The organism is Pseudomonas sp. REP124 (assembly GCF_020164475.1).
Classification (GTDB): domain Bacteria; phylum Pseudomonadota; class Gammaproteobacteria; order Pseudomonadales; family Pseudomonadaceae; genus Aquipseudomonas.
Window position 1 is genome coordinate 167,067 of sequence record NZ_JAIQWX010000001.1, and the last position, 20,406, is coordinate 187,472.

The 20,406-nt window shown below is 61.4% G+C and carries 14 protein-coding genes; 5 read left to right on the forward strand and 9 right to left on the reverse strand.

Annotated features, from left to right (window positions below; genetic code table 11):
• Nucleotides 1-241: 241 nt before the first annotated feature.
• From K9857_RS00615 to pchA, 6 genes are all read right to left on the reverse strand, one after another.
• Nucleotides 242-727 (reverse strand): DUF6130 family protein, encoded by a 486-nt coding sequence (locus tag K9857_RS00615; protein ID WP_224532966.1) that lies wholly within the window; start codon nt 725-727, stop codon nt 242-244.
• Nucleotides 728-916: 189 nt separating this feature from the next.
• Entirely contained in the window at nt 917-1,288 is a 372-nt protein-coding gene (locus K9857_RS00620; RefSeq protein WP_224532967.1) for a c-type cytochrome, read from the reverse strand.
• Nucleotides 1,289-1,346: 58 nt separating this feature from the next.
• A complete protein-coding gene (locus K9857_RS00625) occupies nt 1,347-2,912 on the reverse strand; it encodes an FAD-binding oxidoreductase (protein ID WP_224532968.1) in 1,566 nt (521 codons plus the stop codon).
• Nucleotides 2,913-2,925: 13 nt separating this feature from the next.
• Nucleotides 2,926-3,618, reverse strand: coding sequence for a hypothetical protein (locus K9857_RS00630; protein ID WP_224532969.1), 693 nt, complete (start codon nt 3,616-3,618; stop codon nt 2,926-2,928).
• Nucleotides 3,619-3,628: 10 nt separating this feature from the next.
• Complete coding sequence (locus K9857_RS00635) at nt 3,629-3,964, reverse strand: c-type cytochrome (protein WP_224532970.1); 336 nt, start codon at nt 3,962-3,964, stop codon at nt 3,629-3,631.
• A gap of 46 nt (nt 3,965-4,010) precedes the next feature.
• Nucleotides 4,011-5,495, reverse strand: coding sequence for a 4-hydroxybenzaldehyde dehydrogenase (gene pchA, locus K9857_RS00640; RefSeq protein WP_224532971.1), 1,485 nt, complete (start codon nt 5,493-5,495; stop codon nt 4,011-4,013).
• Between the two features lie 334 nt (nt 5,496-5,829).
• Between pchA and K9857_RS00645 the strand changes: the two genes are divergently transcribed.
• Both K9857_RS00645 and K9857_RS00650 read left to right on the forward strand, forming a co-directional pair.
• Nucleotides 5,830-7,686, forward strand: a complete 1,857-nt coding sequence (locus tag K9857_RS00645) for a sigma-54-dependent Fis family transcriptional regulator (protein ID WP_224532972.1) — start codon at nt 5,830-5,832, stop codon at nt 7,684-7,686.
• A 185-nt stretch (nt 7,687-7,871) separates the two neighbouring features.
• Nucleotides 7,872-9,095 (forward strand): OprD family porin, encoded by a 1,224-nt coding sequence (locus tag K9857_RS00650; RefSeq protein ID WP_411961532.1) that lies wholly within the window; start codon nt 7,872-7,874, stop codon nt 9,093-9,095.
• A 73-nt stretch (nt 9,096-9,168) separates the two neighbouring features.
• Here K9857_RS00650 and K9857_RS00655 read toward each other — a convergent pair whose 3' ends face one another.
• Nucleotides 9,169-10,158, reverse strand: a complete 990-nt coding sequence (locus K9857_RS00655) for a helix-turn-helix transcriptional regulator (RefSeq protein ID WP_224532973.1) — start codon at nt 10,156-10,158, stop codon at nt 9,169-9,171.
• Nucleotides 10,159-10,468: 310 nt separating this feature from the next.
• Between K9857_RS00655 and K9857_RS00660 the strand changes: the two genes are divergently transcribed.
• Nucleotides 10,469-12,148 carry an arylsulfatase gene (locus K9857_RS00660; RefSeq protein ID WP_263487664.1) on the forward strand — a complete coding sequence of 560 codons (1,680 nt, stop codon included), beginning with the start codon at nt 10,469-10,471 and terminating at the stop codon, nt 12,146-12,148.
• Nucleotides 12,149-12,267: 119 nt separating this feature from the next.
• Here K9857_RS00660 and K9857_RS00665 read toward each other — a convergent pair whose 3' ends face one another.
• Nucleotides 12,268-16,347, reverse strand: a complete 4,080-nt coding sequence (locus K9857_RS00665) for a bifunctional nitrate reductase/sulfite reductase flavoprotein subunit alpha (protein WP_224532975.1) — start codon at nt 16,345-16,347, stop codon at nt 12,268-12,270.
• Nucleotides 16,348-16,585: 238 nt separating this feature from the next.
• Nucleotides 16,586-17,494, reverse strand: a complete 909-nt coding sequence (locus K9857_RS00670; protein WP_224532976.1) for a LysR family transcriptional regulator — start codon at nt 17,492-17,494, stop codon at nt 16,586-16,588.
• A 117-nt stretch (nt 17,495-17,611) separates the two neighbouring features.
• On the opposite strand from K9857_RS00670, the gene K9857_RS00675 reads away from it, so the two are divergent.
• Both K9857_RS00675 and K9857_RS00680 read left to right on the forward strand, forming a co-directional pair.
• On the forward strand, nt 17,612-18,982 hold the full coding sequence (locus K9857_RS00675; RefSeq protein WP_224532977.1) for an MFS transporter: 1,371 nt from the start codon (nt 17,612-17,614) through the stop codon (nt 18,980-18,982).
• Nucleotides 18,979-20,253 carry a glucarate dehydratase family protein gene (locus tag K9857_RS00680; RefSeq protein ID WP_224532978.1) on the forward strand — a complete coding sequence of 425 codons (1,275 nt, stop codon included), beginning with the start codon at nt 18,979-18,981 and terminating at the stop codon, nt 20,251-20,253. Before K9857_RS00675 ends, K9857_RS00680 begins: the two co-directional genes overlap by 4 nt.
• Nucleotides 20,254-20,406: the final 153 nt, after the last annotated feature.

Sequence of the window (20,406 nt, forward strand, 5' to 3'; positions counted from 1 at the left end):
CCGCGAAGACGGTGCTCCAGTCAACAGTGATGGCGACTGATGAATCGCTTTCGCGAGCAAGCCCGCTCCCACATGGGTGATGTGCCGATGCCAAAGTCGGGGGCAGTCACCCCTTCACTGTGGGAGCGGGCTTGCCCGCGATGGTGGTCAACGATGACGCTGGCTGCCTGATGCCCCGCGGTGGCCGGGCCTCCATCGCGAGCAAGCTCGATCCTACAGGGGAATGCAGCTTTTCATTGCCTCATTGTTTCACCGCATGCCCATCACCCATTTCCGGGCCGCCTGCGGTTTTCTTTTCGGGCACCTCAAAACTCACTGTCGTGCTGGTGAGGATTTTGTGAGTCGGGTCGGCGACTTCCAGTAGCACCTTGTGTGCGCCAGGCGTCAGGCCAACCAGGATGATCGGGTCCTCACTGGTATGCGCCCAGGTGCCTTTCCAGTCATCGATGGTCACGTGGAGATGGCCAAGTCGTGGTGATACGTCACCCGCGGTTTTTCCAAACACGGGCATGATCCGGACATGCTCCGTTCGGTACTGGATGATGACCACGCCACGCGCCAGCGGCTCGGGCAGCGGCGGATAGGCGATGAGTTTTGGCAGGGCCTCGGATTCCAGCGGGAGTATTGCCGGCGGGGGAATGGTGTCTGTTTTCTCCTGGGAGAAGGCTGTGTGGCCGAAAAAGCCGCACAGGGCAAAGACGATCAGATTTCTGAGGGCGAGGGACATGGGATTTTCTCCCGCAGGGTTTTGTTCAAGTCTAGATTACCCATCAGCGTCCATATCAAACCTGTGGGAGCGAGCCTGCTCGCGATGGTGGTCAACGTTGACGCAGGCCGTCTGATAAAACGCGTCGTCAGGACATTTATCGCGAGCAGGCTCGCTCCCACAGTTGGCGAATTTCCCCTATAGCAGCGGTTACTGCAGGCTCTTCAGATAGGCGATGAGATGCTGACGACTCTGCGCATCGGCCTGACCGGGAAACATCATCATGTTGCCCGGCACCACACTGGCGGGGTTTGTCAGCCACTTGTCCAGGTTGGCGTCGTTCCATTTCAGCCCGGCGCCTTTCAGGGCGGGGGAATAGGTGAAGGCGGGGGCCAGGGCGCTGTTGCGGTCGAACACGCCGTGCAGGCTTGGCCCCATCAGGTTCTTGCCCGCGTCCGGGCTGTGGCAGAGGGCGCATTGGGTGCTGAAAAGGGCTTTGCCTTGAGTGACGTCACCCTGGGCGAATGTCAGAGGCGCGGCCAGTAGAAGACTGCCGGCGACCAGCAATTGTGTGTAAGTCATTACGTGTCCTGGAAATTGAAGGCTACGCCAGAGAGTCCAGGCGCAGCCTTGGGATCGATCAGAATGTATTGGCGAGGTCGATGCCCGACTTGCCCGGTGCAAGAATGTTGTTGGGGTCCAGCGCCCGCTTGATGACATGTTCAAGCCTGCGTTTCACCGGGCCGTAGCTCTGCGCAACCCGCTCCTGGAAGGCGGTGTTGACGCGATACACGGCGTAGCCTTCCTTCTCGAACACATCCAGCAATTCGGCAAAGCAGGCGTTGGCGCGTTTGGTTTCCTCGGGGTTGGTGCGGTCATACAGCACGTCGATGACGTGGTGCATGTCGCGCCAGCCGACGATGAACTCGCCGACATAGTCCAGGCCGTGCTTGTTGAGGGTCTTCTTGGCCAGCGCCTGCTGTTTGTCGCACTCGCTGCCACGGGCCTGGCTCACCGGCGCAAACCACATCGAGCCACCGCCGCCACGCCAGTTGTACAGACCGAACTCCTGCAGGTTAGGCACGCCGGACATGAGCTGAGCGCGGTACTTGAACGGCTGGGTGTCGCCTGCCTCTTCCTGGGTGACAATGCGGCCTTTGCCCAGTTTCTTCAGGGCTGCGGTGACAATGTTCCAGTTGACGTCGACCTGCTCCTGGGTGCCGTACAGAGCGGCGTAGACGTTCCAGGCGCCGAGGTTCTTGTCCTTCTGGATCTGCTTGAGGATCGCATCGGAAGTCGCGCCCGGCTCGCTGGTGTAGTCGGAACGGCGGGTGTTGCAGGTCGATGCTTCCCAGAGCACGCCCGCGATCACCACCGAGTTGGGAATGACCTGAGCGATGCGCAACGGGCGGATGAATTCGACGATCTCGGCGATGTCCGATTCGTTCTCGAACTTGATCTCGAACGGTTTGAACACGGGAGGTTTTGGCATCAGCCAAAAGCCCATCTTCGTGCAGATACCGTAGTTCGCCTGGGTGAACATGCCATCCAGGGTCGGACCATAACCCCACTTGAAAACCTGCCAGGCGTTGTCGCCTTTCACGCCGCCCATGCCGGAGCGATACACATCGCCGTTGGCCAGCACCACTTCCATGCCGCACTGCATCAGAAAGTGTTCGCCGTAGGGGGTGTAACCCACGCCGCGATCCATGGTATTGCCCAACGGGCCGGCGATGGCCGACGGCGCAGAGAACGACAGCATCAGGGGCAGATTGCGTTCCTGGATGTAGTCGTACAGCTGCTGATAGGTCACACCCGGTTCGACCAGAGCGGTGCACAGCTCGGGGTCGACGTGGAGGATTTTGTTCATCTTCTTCAGGTCGAGAATGATCTGACCGCGCTGGCCGGGTGCTGCAGAGCCGTAACCGAAGTTGCGCCCGGTGGAGATGGTCCACACCGGGATCTTGTGTTCATTGCAGATCTTCACCACGCCTTGCACCTGTTCGACGGTGGTGGCGGTCACGGCGGCGGATGGCGTGTGCTCGGTATTGTCCACGGCCATCATGATCTTGGCGTAGGAGATCAGTTGATCGTCCTTGACCAGGACGTTTTCATCGCCCAACAGTTGGCGAAAGCTGGCGATTGCCCGATCGAAGTTTGCGCTGTCGACGCCGCGCGGGAGCAGGGTTTTGTTGGTTTGAGTCATTGGGTGAGCTCCTTCATGCCTGGATCGAAAACGAAACGAAATTACCGGTCAGCGGCGAGGGTTGGCGGGTGATCAGGGGAGGCTGCCCTTCATGGGTGGAACCCAGGGTTGCGAGGGTGTAGCCCAGGGTGGCTGCCCATTGGTCTGAGCCAACGTTGTTGCGGGCAGCCGCGGACACTTGCAATGGAGGTTGCAGGCCATGCAGACGGTGTTCGGTCAGGCTGAAGCCAGTGCCACAGGCATTCAGGCTCAGGCCCAGTCTGGGGGCGCAGCCGCTTGCGGCTTCGGCACTGAGCAAACGGTGTTTTGACGTGCCGGTTGTAGCGTGATGCTGGCCCAGCCATTGCACGCGTGCGCCAGCGCTGCGGGCCAGATCAACGATCAGTGCGGCACCGGCATCGTCGACCAGACCGATGATGCGTTGTGGCTGGCCGCTGCGCAGGCGTTTGTCGAAACCCTGAATGAAGTCCAGCCCGAGGTCGGTGCGTTGCACCTTCACCTGCTTGCCTGCCGGACTCGCGGTGACGCCCTGAAGAAAGACCGACTCGGCCACCTCATTGTTGACCAGCACCAGGGTCGGCATTGCCAACCCCGTCCGAGTGCCCAAGACGCTATTGGCCATGCTCAGGCCGGAGCTGCTCATGGCGACACCGGCCAGGCTGCTCAAGGCCAGTCCCTTCAGTACCGTGCGACGTTCGATGTTCATGGCTGGCTCCTCAAGGCTTGGTCGCCGGGGCCGGCGTTTTGGAAATGTACTCGGCGACCTGTTGCAGCGAGTCATCGTCGATGAACGAGGCAGGGAACGCCGGCATCGCCCGAAAACCGTTGCGCACAATTGCCGTGATGTACGGCGCTGGCAGCTGGCGCCCGGTGATTTGCGGTCCGACCTGTTTTTCGTGGCAGTGACCGCACACCTTGGCGTAGACGTTTTCTCCGCCTTTCCAGACGCCGTCGCCATCGGCAACCGCGGTACCCGCCAGCAGGATAAAGGGCAGGGCAAGGCAGGCGGACAAGGTCCGTTTCAGCGCTGCGCCGTTGAGGAGTGAAGACATTTCGTACTCCGTTTTCTTATTGGAATGTAGGTTCATGGGGCCTTGCTCAGAACGGATACGCTCTTGGAGCGTGCTGCAAGGTGATCCAGTGGTCGGTGGTGAACTCCTCGATCGCCCAGTCGCCGTTGAAGCGACCCAGGCCCGAATTCTTTTCACCACCGAACGGTGCGTTGGGTTCGTCATTGACCGGGATATCGTTGACGTGGGTCATGCCAGCGTGGATGCGTTGGGCGAACTGCACGCCACGCTCCAGGCTGGAGGTGAACACCGCGCTTGAGAGTCCGTATTCACTGCTGTTGGCCAGTTCGAGGGCATGCTCGGCGTCACGGGCGCACTGAATGCCCACCAGCGGACCGAAGATTTCTTCCCGGGCGATGTCCATGTCGGCGGTGACGTGGCCGAACACATGCGGCGGCAGAACGTTGCCTTGGGCTTGCCCGCCAACCAACAGCGTTGCGCCTTCGGCCTGGGCGGTGGCGATCTTCTCCTGAAGTCCGGCCAGTTGCTTTTGGTTGATCACCGGACCCACCACGGTGTCCGCTTTGTTCGGGTCGCCACAGGGCAGTGCCTTGACGCGTTCGACGAATCGCCGGGTGAACGTTTCCAGCAGCGGCGCTTCGACGATGATGCGGTTGATCGCCATGCAGATTTGCCCCTGGTGGAGGAACTTGCCCACCACGGCGGCACTGACGGCCTGCTCGACATCGGCATCGGCCAGGACCACGAACGGACTATTGCCACCCAGCTCCAGGGCAACGTGCTTGAGGTATTCGCCGCTGCTGGCGATACGGCCGATGTTGCGTCCGACCTGAGTCGAACCGGTGAAGGAAATGAACGCCGGGACCGGGTGTTCGACGAAGGCGTCGCCGATCTCCGCGCCGGAGCCGACCACCACGCTGAGCACGCCGGCCGGCAACCCGGCTTCCTCGAAAATTCGCGCCAGCAAAAGGCCGCCGGTGACCGGGGTGTCGCTGGCCGGCTTGACTACCACGGCATTGCCCAGCGCCAAGGCCGGTGCCAGTGAGCGGGCGGTCAGGTGGAACGGGAAGTTCCACGGGCTGATCACACCGATGACGCCCAAAGGCTTGCGATACACGCGGCTTTCCTTGCCAGGGATATTGGAGGCAAGAATGCGCCCATGAACACGGCCAGGCAGGCTGGCGGACTCCAGGGTAATGGCGCGGGCGGCGCCCCATTCGATCTGCGCCTTGATGCGCGTGCTGCCGGACTCGCGGATGATCCAGTCGATGATTTCTTCACGGCGTTCGTCGAAGATTTTCACCGCGTTAAGCAGCACCTGGCCACGTTCGGCCGGTCCTTTGGTTGCCCAAACTTCTTGAGTTTCGCGTGCCTTGCGGTAGGCGGCGTCAAGGTCTTCGCGATTGGCCAGGGTGATTTGCAGCAAACGCGTCTGGGTAAAGGGGTCAAACACATCAAGCGGCCGATCGGCACTGCCGGCTCGCCATTGACCGGCGAGTGGCTGCATTTCAAGGCTCTGATAGGCAGGGCGAATGGCGTGTGGAGTTGTCATGTCGAGGTCACCTCTCTTTTTATTAAAGTGCGCAGGTGCCCGTTAACACTTATCGTGCCATGTCGATTTATCGGATTAATTTCCTTTTAAAACAGTTGGATACGTTTGTTTGGGTTTGCGCGAGGCGTGCCGTGGGCGCTGACTGGAAGGCCGTTTTGCAGAAATTTATGCAGAGAATTCGCCGCTTGTTGAAAGCTCGACACTCCATTTGAAGGGAAGCAGAACTTGTGCGGTTATCGGACATATAACCGGCCGCAGCGATACTCGGTGGATTGACCCCACAGGGCGGCGGGGCATACTCATCGGCCACCTGACTGCCTCGCGTTGACTTTCCATGACTCGAACTCCGTCTACCAAGACCGGCCGTCCCGCCGACGAAGACTTCCTCAAGCAGATGCTTGGCCGGCACAAGCGCCTGATCGTCGACCGCGCCAGTCAGTTCGGAACCAGCGGCCTGCCCTCGGCCGAGCAACTGGCACAGACCGTGGCGTTCGCTCCGCAGGACGGCAGCATCTGGCTGTGCGGCCAGCGCATGATGCTGATGCAAGGCTCTGCGTTCGGGGCTATCCGCCGCGAGCTGATCGAGGCATTGGGGTTCGACAAGGCACGTGGCCTGCTCACGCGCATTGGCTGGCAGGCCGGTGCCCGTGACGCCGCGCAAGTCAGCGAACAGTGGCCAGACGGTGATGACGCCAGCCTGTATAGCGCCGGACCGCGGCTGCACATGCTCGAAGGCATGGTCAATGTCGAGGTGGTGCGCTTCGAGATCGATTCCGGCGTCGGTGATTTCTATTCCGAATTCCTCTGGCACAACTCACTGGAAGACGACGAACACATTGCCGCCTATGGGCTGGGCGGCGAGCCGGCTTGCTGGATGGAAATCGGTTACGCCAGCGGTTACGCCTCGTCCCTGCTGGGGAGGCTGGTCGTGTTTCGTGAGCTTGAGTGCCGATCGATGGGCCATCCGGCCTGCCGCATCGTTGGCAAACCGGCCGATCAGTGGGACGACATCGATGTCGACCTGGCTTATCTGGATCCCGGTGACTTCCTCAGTCGCAGCACCTATGCCTCGGGTACCGAGACCCGTGTTGCCGAGCTTGAAGAGCCCGACGACAGCAAACCGCTGGTGGGCATTTCGGCGGCGTTCGTGGTGGCCACGCAATTACTGCAACGGGTCGCGCCCACCCAGGCGACGGTGTTGTTGACCGGGGAATCGGGTGTCGGCAAGGAGCTATTCGCCCGCTCGCTGCACCAGGCCAGTTCCCGGCAGCATTTGCCGCTTGTGGCACTCAACTGCGCGACCTTGCCGGAGAACCTCGTGGAGGCCGAACTGTTCGGAGTCGAGCGCGGCGCCTTTACCGGGGCCGATCGTTCGCGTCCCGGTCGTTTCGAGCGGGCCCATGGCGGGACGTTGTTCCTCGACGAAATTGCGACCTTGAGCCTCAGTGCCCAGAGCAAGATTCTGCGCGCGTTGCAGGAAGGCGAAATCGAGCGCGTCGGCGGCACCGTGCCGATTCGGGTGGATGTACGGGTCATCGCCGCGACCAACCTGGATCTGCGTCGTGAAGTCGAGGCGGGGCGCTTCCGTGAAGACCTGTTCTACCGACTCAATGTGTTCCCTATTCATCTGCCGCCGTTGCGCGAGCGTCGCGAAGATATCCCGTTGCTGATGAGCTACTTTCTGCGCCATTTCAGCCAGCGTCACGGACGTCGGTTGGCGGGCTTCAGTACGAGGCTGGTTAACGCGCTGCTCACGTATCGGTTTCCCGGCAATATTCGTGAACTGCAAAACCTGATCGAGCGCGGCGTGATCAGTGCCGGTGATGGCGAGGTCATCGACATCGTGCATCTGGCCGAAGTCGGCGCGCCATTGATGGACACCGCGATCGGCCTGACTCCTGAGGGGCGCCTGTCGGCTGTCGAGCGATGTGATGAAGTGACCGAAAACGTGCGGCCACCCGCGTCCTCAATCGCGGAGGACAGCGGTGCAAAAGCCATTCACGAGCCGATGCTGGAAAGCTTGCAGGCCTTCGTTTCCGGGAGTCAGCGAGTGCTGAACACACCCCTGGCAGACATCGAACTGCACCTGGTGCGCCTGGCCATGGAGCGCTCCGGTGGCAACATCACGGCGGCCGCGCAGATGCTCGGCATGAGCCGCGCGCAAGTCAGTTATCGCCTCAAGGGCAGTTAACGCCGTCCGACCTGTAATACCTGCGCTGCGCCGCTAGTGATCACGCGCAGACGATAACGGCCTGCGGGCGGGCTGCGGATACTGAACCTCTACAACAACAATAAAAATGTGTAGAGGTATCCATGAACCCGATGTACACGGCTGTGCCGCGTCCTGCGTATTGTGCTGCGAAACACCTGAAGGCCATGGGGCTGATCGGGGTGATGATGCCGTTGGCTGCGCAAGCCGACTTTGTCGAAGACAGCCAGTTGAATCTTGGATTGCGCAACTTTTATGTCGACCGCGACTTCAAGGGCGATAACCCGAGAACCTCGCGTGATGGCAGTTGGAGCCAGGGTTTCGATCTGCGCTTTACCTCCGGTTATACCCAGGGGCCGTTGGAATTCGGTCTCGATGCGGCCGCGCAATACGCCTATCGCCTTGACGGTGGCGGCGGTCGTGGCCCGGACAGCGTCTTGCCCTACAGCCAAAGCAAACAGGAGCAGGCCACGGAATACGGCCGGGCGGCGCTGACCGCCAAGGTTCGCTGGTCGAAGACCGAGCTGAAAATCGGTGAACATCGACCGACGCTGCCGGTCGCCTTTCAGGACGATTCCCGGCAGTTGGTGACCACCTTCCACGGTGCCGTGATCAAGTCCAACGAGATAGATGACCTGACCCTGACGGGCGGGCGGTTCACCGAGATCAGCACCCGCGAATCCTCCAACAGCGAAAAAATGTACCTGTTCACCAGACCCGGCGGGCCGCGCTACCCCAGCGATGGCCTGGACTTCGCTGGCGCCACCTACGCCTTCGGTCCCAACCTTTCGGCCAGCTACTTCTACGGGCAACTGGAGGATATTTACCGGCAGCATTACCTGGGCCTGACACTCAATTCGGACCTGGGCGGCGGCTACCGCCTGAAGACCGATCTGCGCTACTTCAACAATAAGGAAGCGGGGGACGCGCTGTACGGCAACATCGACAACCGCTCCTACGGTGTCATGACCACCTTGAAAAAGGGCGGGCATGGTTTTGGCGTGGGTTATCAACGCATGCTGGGTGACAGCACCTTCCCGACCCTGAATGGCTTCGCGCCGCAACCTTATCTGGTGAACTGGTCGGCCGTGGCCTTCATCAAGCCCAACGAAAGTTCCTGGCAGGCGCGTTACGACTACGACTTCGCGGCCATGGGGACGCCCGGACTGACCCTGACCACCCGTTACATACGCGGCACGGGCATTGATCGCGGCGGTGATCTGAGCGACAGCGCTGAAAGCGAGCGCGATCTGTTCCTGGCGTATGTGATTCAGAGTGGGCCATTGAAGGGCGTGGGAATGGAGTGGCGCAACATCAATGCCCAGTTCAAGCATGGCAACGACTATGACGAAAACCGGGTGATGACCACTTACACCTGGAAGTTCTGGTAGATCGGGATGTCGGTCGCTCCGAGTGGAGCGACCTGCTCGTCATGAGCAGGCATGGAAGCCGTCGATGAAAAACTCAGCAAGGCCTGGCCAGCGTTTGCGATGGCAACTCACCGAAAGCCTGCTTGTAGGCGGCGGTGAAGTGGCTGGGTTGCGCAAAGCCCCAGTGAAATGCCAAGGCCGATAGCTGCAGATCTCCGGGTTGATGCTTCTGTAATACCTTGCGTATCGCCAGCAGCCGGCAGCTCTGGATGTAGCGCTGCGGGCTGGTCCCCAGGCCGTTGCGAAACGCCTGTTCCAGGCTGCGCCGACTCGTCCCGCTGATGTTGACCAGTTGCGCGATGTCCAGCGGCTGGTCGAGATGGGCATGGATGTAATCGATCACCCGTTTCACCGTGCCCGGCAACAGGCGACGTTGCGGCTCGGCGTGCAAGCTGGGGATCAATTGCAGCAGGTTCTCGCAAAACAGGTGTTGTACATGGGACTGGCTGGTGGGGTTTGCCAGCAAACCCGAGGCGTTGCCGGTTTCGCTGTCTACCAGACGCAGCAGGCTGCCCAGGCTCTGCAAGGCGCGATGATCTCTGTCGAACAACAGTGTCCCGGTCGGGCACTGAAGCGCGTGGGTCTGATGGTGGCGTTCCAAGTGATCGAGCAGCAACCCGGCATCCAGCGCAATGACGATCGCCTTGACGCCCTCATGCCAGGTGACATCCACCTCATGCCCGGGGCTGAACACCAGCAACTCACCCGCATTCGCCTGCAGCCCATCGGGACGACTGCTGATCGTACCTTGCAGGGGCAGAATCCCGTGCCAGCTGTTCAAGGGACTTGAGCTCACGCGCACTTCGCGGCCCCACTGCGCGCCGAACAACTTCATCTGCGGCAAGGACTGCAGGGTGAAATCGATGTCCAGGGTCCCCCGTCCGCCGAGGCTGATCCGACGTTCTTCCAGATGGTTGTTGAGCAGCGCCTCGGCATCTTCGATGTTGCGCGAGCGCAGTACGGGCTCCGCTGCAAAAGGAATGTTCCTGGGAGGAGAGAGGCCGTTGATTGAGGTCGTGTTCATCACCGTAACCTTTTTTCTTGTTTTGTCCGGGGTGATCGGTCGGGTGGCCGGCCCGTGTGTGCAGGCAGGCGCAAGCGTGCGAGTTCGATATCTTGTACTGCATGTCCAGGACCGGCTACTACCATGCGTCCGGCCAAGTCAGCACCTCCTGAATTCAGCCCATGATGAATCACGCTCAACCACTTCCCCAGTTGCCCGGGTAAAAAACGGCGCAGGTGAATAAGCGCTTGCGCAACTGCGTTATCGGCTCGCGCCCGGGCCTTTGCATACTGCCGGCTCAGCCAATAATAACAACGGAGAAAACCACCCAATGAGCCGGATGACCAATCTCTTGCTTGCCCTGATAGTTGCCGTGTGCAGCCAGGCAGCGATGGCCGCGGATGAGCGCCCGAACTTCCTGATCATCGTTGCCGATGATCTGGGCTACAGCGACCTGGGCAGCTTCGGTGGTGAAATCAGCACCCCGAATATCGACTCGCTTGCCCAGGAGGGTGTACGCCTGAGCAACTTCCATACGGCGCCCACCTGTTCGCCGACCCGGGCGATGATGCTTTCCGGTGCCGACAGCCACGTGGCTGGCCTGGGCAACATGGGCGAGCTGCTTCAGCCGTTCCAGCAAGGCAAGCCTGGTTATGAGGGTTACTTGAACGAGCGCATGGTCACGGTCGGGCAGGTACTGCAGGACGCGGGCTACAACACCTACACCACCGGTAAGTGGCACTTGGGTCGCACCGAAGAAACCAGCCCGAAGGCCCGTGGTTTTGACCGTTCCTTCATTCTGGTGCAGGGCGGCGCCAGCCACTTTGATGACCAGCATGCGATCATCGCCAAGGACCCTAAAGCGATTTATCGCGAAGACGGTAAACAGGTGGAAGTGCCCAAGGGCTTCTACTCCAGCGAGTTCTACACGGATCGGTTGATTGATTACATCGACGCCGACAAAGCCGATGGCAAGCCCTTCATGGCCGTCTTGTCCTACACCGCACCTCATTGGCCATTGCATGCACCGGATGACTGGCTGGATAAATACAAGGGGCGTTATGACGCAGGCTATGAGCCGATCCGTCAGGCGCGTCTGGAACGTCAGAAACAGCTCGGTATCGTCGCGACGGATACCACCCCCAACACGCCAATGGCCAAGGGTCTTCCGAACTGGGACCAGTTGAGCGATGAGCAGCGCCAGCGTGAATCACGCAACATGGAAATCTATGCGGCGATGGTGTCCAACATGGACTACCACATCGGTCGTCTGCTGCAGTACCTGGAGAAAACCGGAAAGCTGGATAACACCTTCATTGTCTTCATCTCCGACAACGGTGCCGATGGCAATAGCCCGATCGACCTGCCGGGCAACAAGGAGTGGCTCGCCAGCGACTTCGATAACAGCCTGAAGAACCTCGGTCACAAAGGCTCCTATGCCGACTATGGCGCACAGTGGGCTCAGGTCAGTTCTACCCCGTACCCGCTCTTCAAAGGTTTCACCAACGAGGGCGGCATTCGTGCGCCGGCGATCATCAGCGCAAAAATGCTGAAGAAGGCCCACCTGCAAGGAACGCTCAATAGTGACGTGGTCCATGTGATGGACCTGATGCCGACCTTGCTGGACCTGGCCGGTGTGCCTGCACTGGGCAAGACCTTTCATGGCCGTCCGGTGCAGACCATCAGCGGCAAGAGCATGCGGCCGTTGCTGGAAGGTCAGGCGATGGCCCAGCGTCAGATCGGCTGGGAGTTGTTCGGGCGCAAGGCACTGCGCAAGGGCGATTGGAAAATCACCTTCGTCAACCCGCCTTACGGCAACGCTGACTGGCAGCTGTACAACCTCAAGAACGACCCCACCGAAAGCCGCGACCTGTCCCGCACCGAGCCGGTAAAGATGAAGGAAATGCTGGTCGCATGGGACCAGTACGCGAAGGAGAACAACGTGCTCGATGGCAAGTTCGACCTCAAGTATGGGTTCCAGACCTGTCTCTATGAGTTCTGCTTCAAGTAAGAGGCCAACTTCCTGTGGGAGCGAGCCTGCTCGCGATGGGGGGCAACGATGACGCATGCTGCCTGATGCCCCGCGGTGTCCGGGCTTGCATCGCGAGCAAGCTCCCACAGGTTCAGGTGTCAGTAGACATCCCGCAGATACCGCTTCTGCTCGCTCAACTGCCGCCAGTAATCCGCGGCGCCTTCCGTGCACAACCCGCCATGGTCCTGGGCCACTCGGCGCAGGGCCTGGTCGACGTCTTTGGCCATGTGGGTGGCGTCGCCGCAGATGTAGAGTTGCGCGCCTTGCTGTAGCCAGCGCCACAGTTCGGCGCCTTGTTCGATGATGCGGTCCTGGACGTAGATTTTCTGCGCCTGGTCGCGGGAAAAGGCCAGGCTCAGTTCGGTCAGCAGGCCGTCGCGTTGCAGGTCCAGCAGTTCGTCGCGGTAGTAGAAATCGCTGGCGGCGTGTTGTTCGCCGAAGAACAGCCAGTTCTTGCCCTGATCACCCCGAGCGCGACGCTCCTGCAGGAAGCCGCGAAACGGCGCAACGCCGGTGCCTGGGCCGATCATGATCATGGGCACATTGCCGTCGGCCGGCGTGCGAAAGTGCTTGGATGGCTGCACGAACACCGGCACGTCGGCGTTTTCCGCGCGGTCGGCGAGGAAGGTCGAGGACACGCCTTTGCGTTTTCCATAACGTACCGCCGCCACGGTGAGGTGCACTTGTTGCGGGTGCGCCTTGGGGCTGGAGGCGATGGAATACAGCCGCGGTTGCAGGCGTTTGAGGGTGCCCAGCAGTTCGCTGGCCGAGCAATCGACCGGGAACTCCTGCAACACATCCGCCAGTTGCCGACCCCACAGCCAGTCCTTCAATTGCGCCTTGCGCTCGCTGCCCAGCAGCTGCTTCAGCTCCGGATTGCGGCTGCGTTCGGCGATAAAGGCCAGGGTTTCGCTGCTCGGCCGAGCGATTTCGAAGTGCTCGGTCAGGGCCTGATGCAAAGGCAGTTCACCGACCTTGTCGACCTTGACCAAAGTATCCGCGCCCAAACCGGTCAGCTGCAGCATTTCACCCACCAGTTCCGCACAGTTGCGCGGCACCACGCCCAGTGCATCGCCGGCCTCGTACTGCAACCCGGAGTCCGCCAGATCCAGGGCAAACATGCGGGTTTCCTTGTTGCTGCTCTGCTGGTTCAGGTGCAGGTTGGTCAGCAGGCGCGAGGCGAAGGGTTTGGCCTTGCTCGGTGCGGCTGCAGGGCTGGCGACCGTCACGGTTGTCTGCGGCAGCAGCGCTTTTTGTAGATCGACCAGCCACCGATCTGCCCGGTCCTGGAATTCGGTGTCGCAATCGACCCGCTCCAGCAACCGAGTGGCGCCCAGCTCATGCAGGCGCTGATCGAGTTTTTTGCCGTGCTGGCAGAACTGGTCGTAGTTGGGATCGCCCAAGGCCAATACCGCAAAGCGTAGGGATTCCAGGCGGTTCTCGGATTTGCTCAGGGCGTGCCAGAAACCTTCGCCATTGTCCGGCGCATCGCCGTCGCCAAAGGTGCTGCTGATCACCGCCAGAGTCTGGATGCTGCTCAGTTTTTCCGGCACGAAATCCGCCATCGCACACAGCTCCACAGCGATGCCAGCCTCACGCAAACGCCCCGCAAACCCCTCGGCCAGCGCTTCGGCATTGCCGGTTTGCGAGGCCCACAACAGGGTGACGGCGGTTGCGCTGACAGGAACTGCGCAGCTTTCGCTCAAAACCGGACTGGCCTCGCTCCGACTGAACAGACCGCCCAGCACACCGTCCAGCCACAGCCGGGTATCGGTGGCCATGGGCGCATTGAGCGGCAACACAGGCACGCCGCTGGCCTGCCGACTCGCCGAGGATTGCAGGCCGCTGACGAAGCCGGCCAGGTACAGCCGCTCGTGGTCATTCAGCGAAGGAGAGGGCAGGTGACTGATGCCGACGATATCGGCAAACGCCTCGATGGACGACATGGCGAGTTCCTCAGGCAAAGAGCAAACAGGAAGGGGTTCGGCTTTAGGCGCCGGCACGTCGAGGAACTGATGCTCGATCAGCTCGACCCGTTGCAGGGCGACGGCGCAGAACTTGAATTCGGGCTGCAGGGAAATCGGGTCGACCGCGTCGTGGGTCACGGCGTTGATCGCCAGGTTTTCCCCGAACACATCGTTCCAGTGGAAGGGCGCAAAACAGTTGCCCGGACGCACCCGGTCGGTCACCACCGCCGGCAGCACGGCGCGGCCTCGTACCGAGCGTATTTCGACGTGATCCTTGTCGCGAATGCCGAAGCTGGCGGCATCGTCCGGATGGATCTCCACGAACGGGCCAGGGTTGAGCTTGTTCAGGGTCGCGACCTTGCCGGTCTTGGTCAGGGTGTGCCACTGATGCTGCAAGCGCCCGGTGTTGAGCACGAAAGGGTAGTGCTCGTCGGGCATTTCCGCCGGCGGCAGGTGCGGACGGGCGAGGAAGCTGGCCTTGCCGGTTTCGGTGGGAAAGACGATGGCCGGCTTGCGCCCCTCGGTGTCGATCCTCAGCGTCTGGCTGACACCGTCGTTGATGTAGCGAATCGGATTGCGGTCATCGCCATCGTTTGCCGCGCAGGGCCATTGCAGCGGTGTTTCCCGCAGGCGCACATGGCTGGCGCCGCGAATGTCGTAACCGGTCTTGGGGTTCCAGGCGCGCTTGATCTCTTCGAACACTTCGCTGGCATCGTTGTAGCTGAAGGCGTCGGCAAAGCCCATTTCGCAGGCCACCCGGGCGATGATCTGCCAGTCGGCCAGCGCTTCGCCGGGCGGGGTGACGGCTTGCTGCATCAGCGTCAGGTTGCGCTCGGCGTTGATCATCACGCCTTCAGCTTCGGCCCACAGGGCGCCGGGCAACAGGATGTCGGCGTAGCGGTTGGTCTCGGTGTCGAGGAAAGCGTCCTGGGTGATGACCAGTTCGGCGGCCTGCAGGCCTTCGATGACTTTGCGGCGGTTGGGCACCGAGGCGACCGGATTGGTGCAGATGATCCAGCAGGCCTTGATCCGGCCCTCGGCCATTTGCTCGAACATGTCCACGGTGCCGCCGCCGACGGTGCGCGGCAGGCTGTCGTGGGGGATGTTCCACAGGTCTTCGATGAATACACGATCGGCCTCGACCAGCACCGAACGCTGGCCGGGCAGGCCCGGGCCCATGTAGCCCATCTCCCGGCCGCCCATGGCATTGGGTTGGCCGGTCAGGGAAAACGGCCCGCTGCCGGGGCGGCAGATCGCGCCGGTGGCCAGGTGCAGGTTGCACAGGGCGTTGGTGTTCCAGGTGCCGTGGGTGCTCTGGTTCAGGCCCATGGTCCAGCAGCTCATCCACTCGGCGGCCTCGCCGATCCATTGTGCCGCCTGGCGAATGTCGGCTTCGGCAAGGCCGGTGATCTGCGCGACCTTGTCCGGGGAATAGTCGTCGAGAAACTCGGGCATCGCGTCCCAGCCTTCGGTGAAGGCGGCGATGAAGTCCGGATTGGTGTGGCCGTTCTTCAGCAGCAAGTGCAGCAGGCCGTTGAGCAGCGCCAGGTCGGTGCCGGGCTTGATTTGCAGGAACAGCCCGGCCTTGTCGGCGGTGGCGCTGCGCCGTGGATCGACCACGATCAGCCGGGCGCCGGCCTTGACCCGGTCCATCATGCGCAGGAACAGGATCGGGTGACAGTCGGCCATGTTGGCGCCCGTCACGAAGAACAGGTCGGCCTTGTCGAAGTCCTGATAGGAACCCGGCGGCCCGTCGGAGCCCAGCGACAGTTTGTAGCCGCTGCCGGCGCTTGCCATGCACAGGCGCGAGTTGGACTCGACGTTGTTGGTGCGCACGAACCCCTTGGCCAGCTTGTTGATCAGGTACTGCGCCTCCAGCGACATCTGCCCGGAAACGTAGAACGCCAGGGCATCGGGCCCGTGGGCATCGAGAATGCCGCGCAGCCGGCTGGCGGTTTCGCGGATGGCCTGGTCCATGGCGACGCGCACCGGGTCATGGTCACGGGCGTGGCGCAGGTAGGCGTTTTCCATCCGGCCGGACTCGGCAATCGCCTGACCGCTGGTGGTGCCTTTTGTGCACAGGCGCCCGAAGTTGGTCGGGTGGCTCTTGTCGCCCACCACCTTGACCACCCGGTTGCCCTCGACCTGCATGACGATGCCGCACCCCACGCCACAATAGGGGCATACGCTGCGTACGGTTCTGTCTGCCATGTTCGTCCCTCAACCACCAATGCAAAAGGCGCCATGCGGCCCTCCGTCGAAACGGGGGCTACACGGCGCCTTTGTCGTATAGGTGCAATCTGCGTTGACTGCGTTTCAGGGCAATTGCAAAGGGCGGGCCAGGATGGGGGAAGGGCGGTTTGATGGGGGTTGAGGGGGAAGGGAGGGTTTGTGGGTGCACTTTTTTATTGCGGATTTCAGAGTGGGTGCACCACCGCAGGGAACAACTTCAGGCTGAGATTCCCCAACCTTCGCGCACCGCCCGCCGAATCCCCTCCAGCAACATCGCAAACGCCGGGTTGTCGTTGTTCTCCCGCCAGATCAGGTGCAGCTCGCTCTGCACCCCTTCACCCAGATCGATATCGCGAAACACTACGTTCTTGAACACCACGCTGGTCGCGCAGCGGGGGACCAGGGCCAGGCCCATGGCGGCGTTGACCAGGGCAAGGATGGTCAGGGAGGAGCCGAGCCATTGCACGTAGTCGGGGGCGACGCGGGCCGAGCGCAGGGTGCCGGTCAGCAGTTCGTTGAATGGCGGGTAGGCGACGTGGGAGTACATCAGGAAGGGCTGGGCGTCGAGGTCCTGGACCGACACCGTGGCCGCCGTGGCCAGCCGATGGCTGCTGGGCACGGCCAGCACGAACGGCTCGCGCACCAGGCATTCGGTGGAGTAACCGGGCTCCAGCAACGGCGCACGAGCGATGCCCAGGTCGACGCGGCGGGCGCGCAGGGCTTCGTGTTGCTGGTAGGTGTTCATTTCCGTCAGATCGATTTTTACGTGGGGCTGGGTCAGCCGCGCCTCGGCGATGACCTTGGGCAAAAACTCGTAAACCGCGCTGCCGACGAAGCTGATATTGACCGAGCCGATGTCGCCCTCGGCAAACCGCCGCGCGGTCACCGCTGCTTGCTGGGCGCGCTCCAGCAGGTTCTGCGCTTCGACGAAAAAGGCACGGCCAGCGGCGGTCAACGCAACGCTGCGGGTGCTGCGGGTAAACAGCTCGACCCCCAGGTGATGCTCCAGCAACTGAATCTGCCGGCTGAGCGGCGGCTGGGTCATGTTCAGGCGTTCGGCGGCGCGTCGGAAGTTGAGTTCCGTGGCGACGGTGGTGAAGCAGCGTAGTTGAGTCAGCTCGAACATTGATCTAATCCGGGTATCAATCGAATGCCAAGTTAGATTAGACGGGATCAATGCACGCGTCCATCATCGTCCCAGATCGAAGCAATCCCTAAAAAAACAATGATCGGGAGTCGCCCCTTGAAAACCCTCCAGAGTCCACCCGACCCGAACGCGCTGGCCCGCGCTGCTGCCAAGGTCAAGCGCCATGTGCTGCCGCTGTTCGTGATCATGTTCATCGTCAACTACATCGACCGGGTCAACATCGGTTTCGTGCGCAGCCACTTGGAAACCGACCTGGGCATCGGGGCTGCCGCCTATGGCCTGGGTGCCGGCCTGTTCTTCGTCGGTTACGCGATCTTCGAAGTGCCCTCCAACATGCTGCTGCAACGCTACGGTGCCCGCGCCTGGCTGACCCGCATCATGTTCACCTGGGGCGCTGCCGCGATGGCAATGGCCTTCGTTCAAGGCGAAACCAGCTTCTATGTCCTGCGCTTTATCCTCGGCGCCGCCGAAGCGGGTTTCTTTCCCGGCATCATCTATTACTTCACCCAGTGGCTGCCGGCGGCGGATCGCGGCAAGGCCATGGCGATTTTCCTCAGTGGTTCAGCCATTGCCTCGGTGATCTCCGGCCCCGTGTCCGGTGCACTGTTGCACGTCACCGGTTTGAGCCTGCACGGCTGGCAGTGGATGTTCCTGATCGAAGGCTTCGCCTCCATCGTGCTCTGCGGGTTCGTCTGGTTCTGGCTGCAATCCCATCCACGGGAAGCGAAGTGGCTCAGCGAGGAAGAAAAGACTGCGCTGACCACGGCCATTGAGCTGGAGCAACAGGCCCGCGACGCCAGCCGTACGGTCAAACCATCGGTGTTCAAGTTGCTGGCCGACCGGCAGATCGCGCTGTTCTGCTTCATCTACTTCTCCATCGCCCTGACCATCTACGGCGCCACTTTCTGGCTGCCAAGCATGATCAAGAAGATGGGCAACCTCGGCGACTTCCAGGTCGGCCTGTTCAACTCGATCCCGTGGATCATCTCCATCGTCGCGATGTACGGCTTCGCCGCCATGGCCAGCAAATGGAAGTACCAGCAGGCGTGGGTGGCGGTGACTCTGGTGATCGCATCGTTCGGCATGTTCATGTCCACCACCGGTGGCCCGGTGTTCGCCTTCGTCGCCATCTGTTTCGCGGCCATCGGCTTCAAGGCAGCCTCGGCGCTGTTCTGGCCGATCCCGCAAGGCTATCTGGATGCGCGGATCGCGGCGGCGGTGATCGCCCTGATCAACTCCATCGGCAACCTCGGCGGCTTCGTTGCGCCGACCACCTTCGGTTTCCTGGAACAAACCACCGGTTCCATCGAGGGCGGCCTGTATGGCCTGGCGGCGACCTCGTTGCTGGCAGCCATCGTGATCTTCTTCGCCCGCACCTCGCCAGCCGGCACCGCAGTGAGCGGTGTGGAAAAAAAGCCCCTCAGTCATCAAGCCCTGAAATCTGATCCAACGGGAGCAGCCTCTTGAAAATCACCCGAGTCACCGTCACCCCAATCGCCTTCCGTGATCCGCCTTTGCTCAACGCCAGCGGCATTCATGAACCCTTCGCGCTGCGCTCGATCATCGAAATCGAGAGCGACAACGGCTACATCGGCCTGGGTGAAAGTTACGGCGACGCTCCGGCGCTGGCGATCCAGCAGCAGTTGCAAAGCAAGCTGATCGGCCTGGATCCGTTCAACCTCAACCAGCTGCGCGCTATCGTTCAGGCCACCGTAGCGGCGAACAAACCGGCGAGCATTGCCGGGGCGGAACTGGCGCCCGGGTCCCATGCCAGTAAAGCAGTAAGCAACGCCTATTCGGCGTTCGAAGTGGCGTTCCTGGATTTGCAGGCGCGTTCGTTGAACGTACCGCTGGTGGATCTGCTGGGCGGGGCGATTCGCGATGAGATTCCGTTCAGTGCCTATCTGTTCTTCAAGTATGCGCAGCACGTCAATTCGCCTTACAAGCCGGACAACTGGGGCGAGGCGCTCAACGAAGAGCAGATCGTCGGCCAGGCGCGGCGGATGATCGAGGAGTACGGCTTCAAGAGCATCAAGCTCAAGGCCGGCACGCTGCCGCCGGAGCATGAAGTGTCGTGCATCAAGGCGTTGAAAAAGGCGTTCCCGGGCTATCCGCTGCGCATCGATCCGAACGGCAACTGGTCCATGGAAACCTCGATTCGCATGGCTGAACTGCTGGGCGATGACCTTCAATATTACGAAGACCCGACACCGGGCCTGGACGGCATGGCCGAGCTGCACAAACGTACCGGTCTGCCACTGGCGACTAACATGGTGGTCACCGATTTCGACGAGTTCCGCCGCAGCGTGGCGCAGAACAGCGTGCAGATCGTCCTTGCCGACCACCACTACTGGGGCGGTCTGCGCGACACCCAGGCGCTGGCGAAAATGTGCGAGACCTTTGGCTTGGGCGTGTCGATGCACTCCAACTCGCACCTGGGCATCAGCCTGATGGCCATGGCCCACGTCGCTGCGTCGGTGCCGAATCTCGATTACGCCTGCGACACCCACTACCCGTGGCAGGAACCGGACGAAGAGGTGATCAAGGGCGGCAAGCTGCCGATCGTCGATGGCTGCGTGAAGATCACCCGGGCCCCGGGGCTGGGCGTGGAGCTGGATCACGATCAACTGGGCAAGCTGCACGATCAGTACCTGACCTGCGGCATTCGCCAGCGCGATGACGTGAAGCAGATGCAGAAGTACAAGCCGGATTGGAAAGCGGTCAAGCCGCGGTTCTGATCGCGGGGTTCAAAAGAGCATGTAGCAACCTTGGTCCGGGAAGCGTGGTCGCGCTTGCCCGGGCTTTTTTTTCCTGACCGTAGTTCCGTAATTCCCGCGGACCGTTTCTCTGTAATTGCCGCGAACCGCTTTTCTGTAGGAGCGAGGCTTGCC

What these genes read in the sequence shown, in the direction of transcription:
- K9857_RS00645 (WP_224532972.1), top strand. Translation starts at nt 5,830, where the DNA reads ATGACTCGAACTCCGTCTACCAAGACCGGCCGTCCCGCCGACGAAGAC.
- pchA (WP_224532971.1), bottom strand. Translation starts at nt 5,495, where the DNA reads ATGACAACTCCACACGCCATTCGCCCTGCCTATCAGAGCCTTGAAATG.
- K9857_RS00665 (WP_224532975.1), bottom strand. Translation starts at nt 16,347, where the DNA reads ATGGCAGACAGAACCGTACGCAGCGTATGCCCCTATTGTGGCGTGGGG.
- K9857_RS00620 (WP_224532967.1), bottom strand. Translation starts at nt 1,288, where the DNA reads ATGACTTACACACAATTGCTGGTCGCCGGCAGTCTTCTACTGGCCGCG.
- K9857_RS00615 (WP_224532966.1), bottom strand. Translation starts at nt 727, where the DNA reads ATGTCCCTCGCCCTCAGAAATCTGATCGTCTTTGCCCTGTGCGGCTTT.
- K9857_RS00655 (WP_224532973.1), bottom strand. Translation starts at nt 10,158, where the DNA reads ATGAACACGACCTCAATCAACGGCCTCTCTCCTCCCAGGAACATTCCT.
- K9857_RS00630 (WP_224532969.1), bottom strand. Translation starts at nt 3,618, where the DNA reads ATGAACATCGAACGTCGCACGGTACTGAAGGGACTGGCCTTGAGCAGC.
- K9857_RS00660 (WP_263487664.1), top strand. Translation starts at nt 10,469, where the DNA reads ATGAGCCGGATGACCAATCTCTTGCTTGCCCTGATAGTTGCCGTGTGC.
- K9857_RS00650 (WP_411961532.1), top strand. Translation starts at nt 7,872, where the DNA reads ATGGGGCTGATCGGGGTGATGATGCCGTTGGCTGCGCAAGCCGACTTT.
- K9857_RS00625 (WP_224532968.1), bottom strand. Translation starts at nt 2,912, where the DNA reads ATGACTCAAACCAACAAAACCCTGCTCCCGCGCGGCGTCGACAGCGCA.
- K9857_RS00635 (WP_224532970.1), bottom strand. Translation starts at nt 3,964, where the DNA reads ATGTCTTCACTCCTCAACGGCGCAGCGCTGAAACGGACCTTGTCCGCC.
- K9857_RS00670 (WP_224532976.1), bottom strand. Translation starts at nt 17,494, where the DNA reads ATGTTCGAGCTGACTCAACTACGCTGCTTCACCACCGTCGCCACGGAA.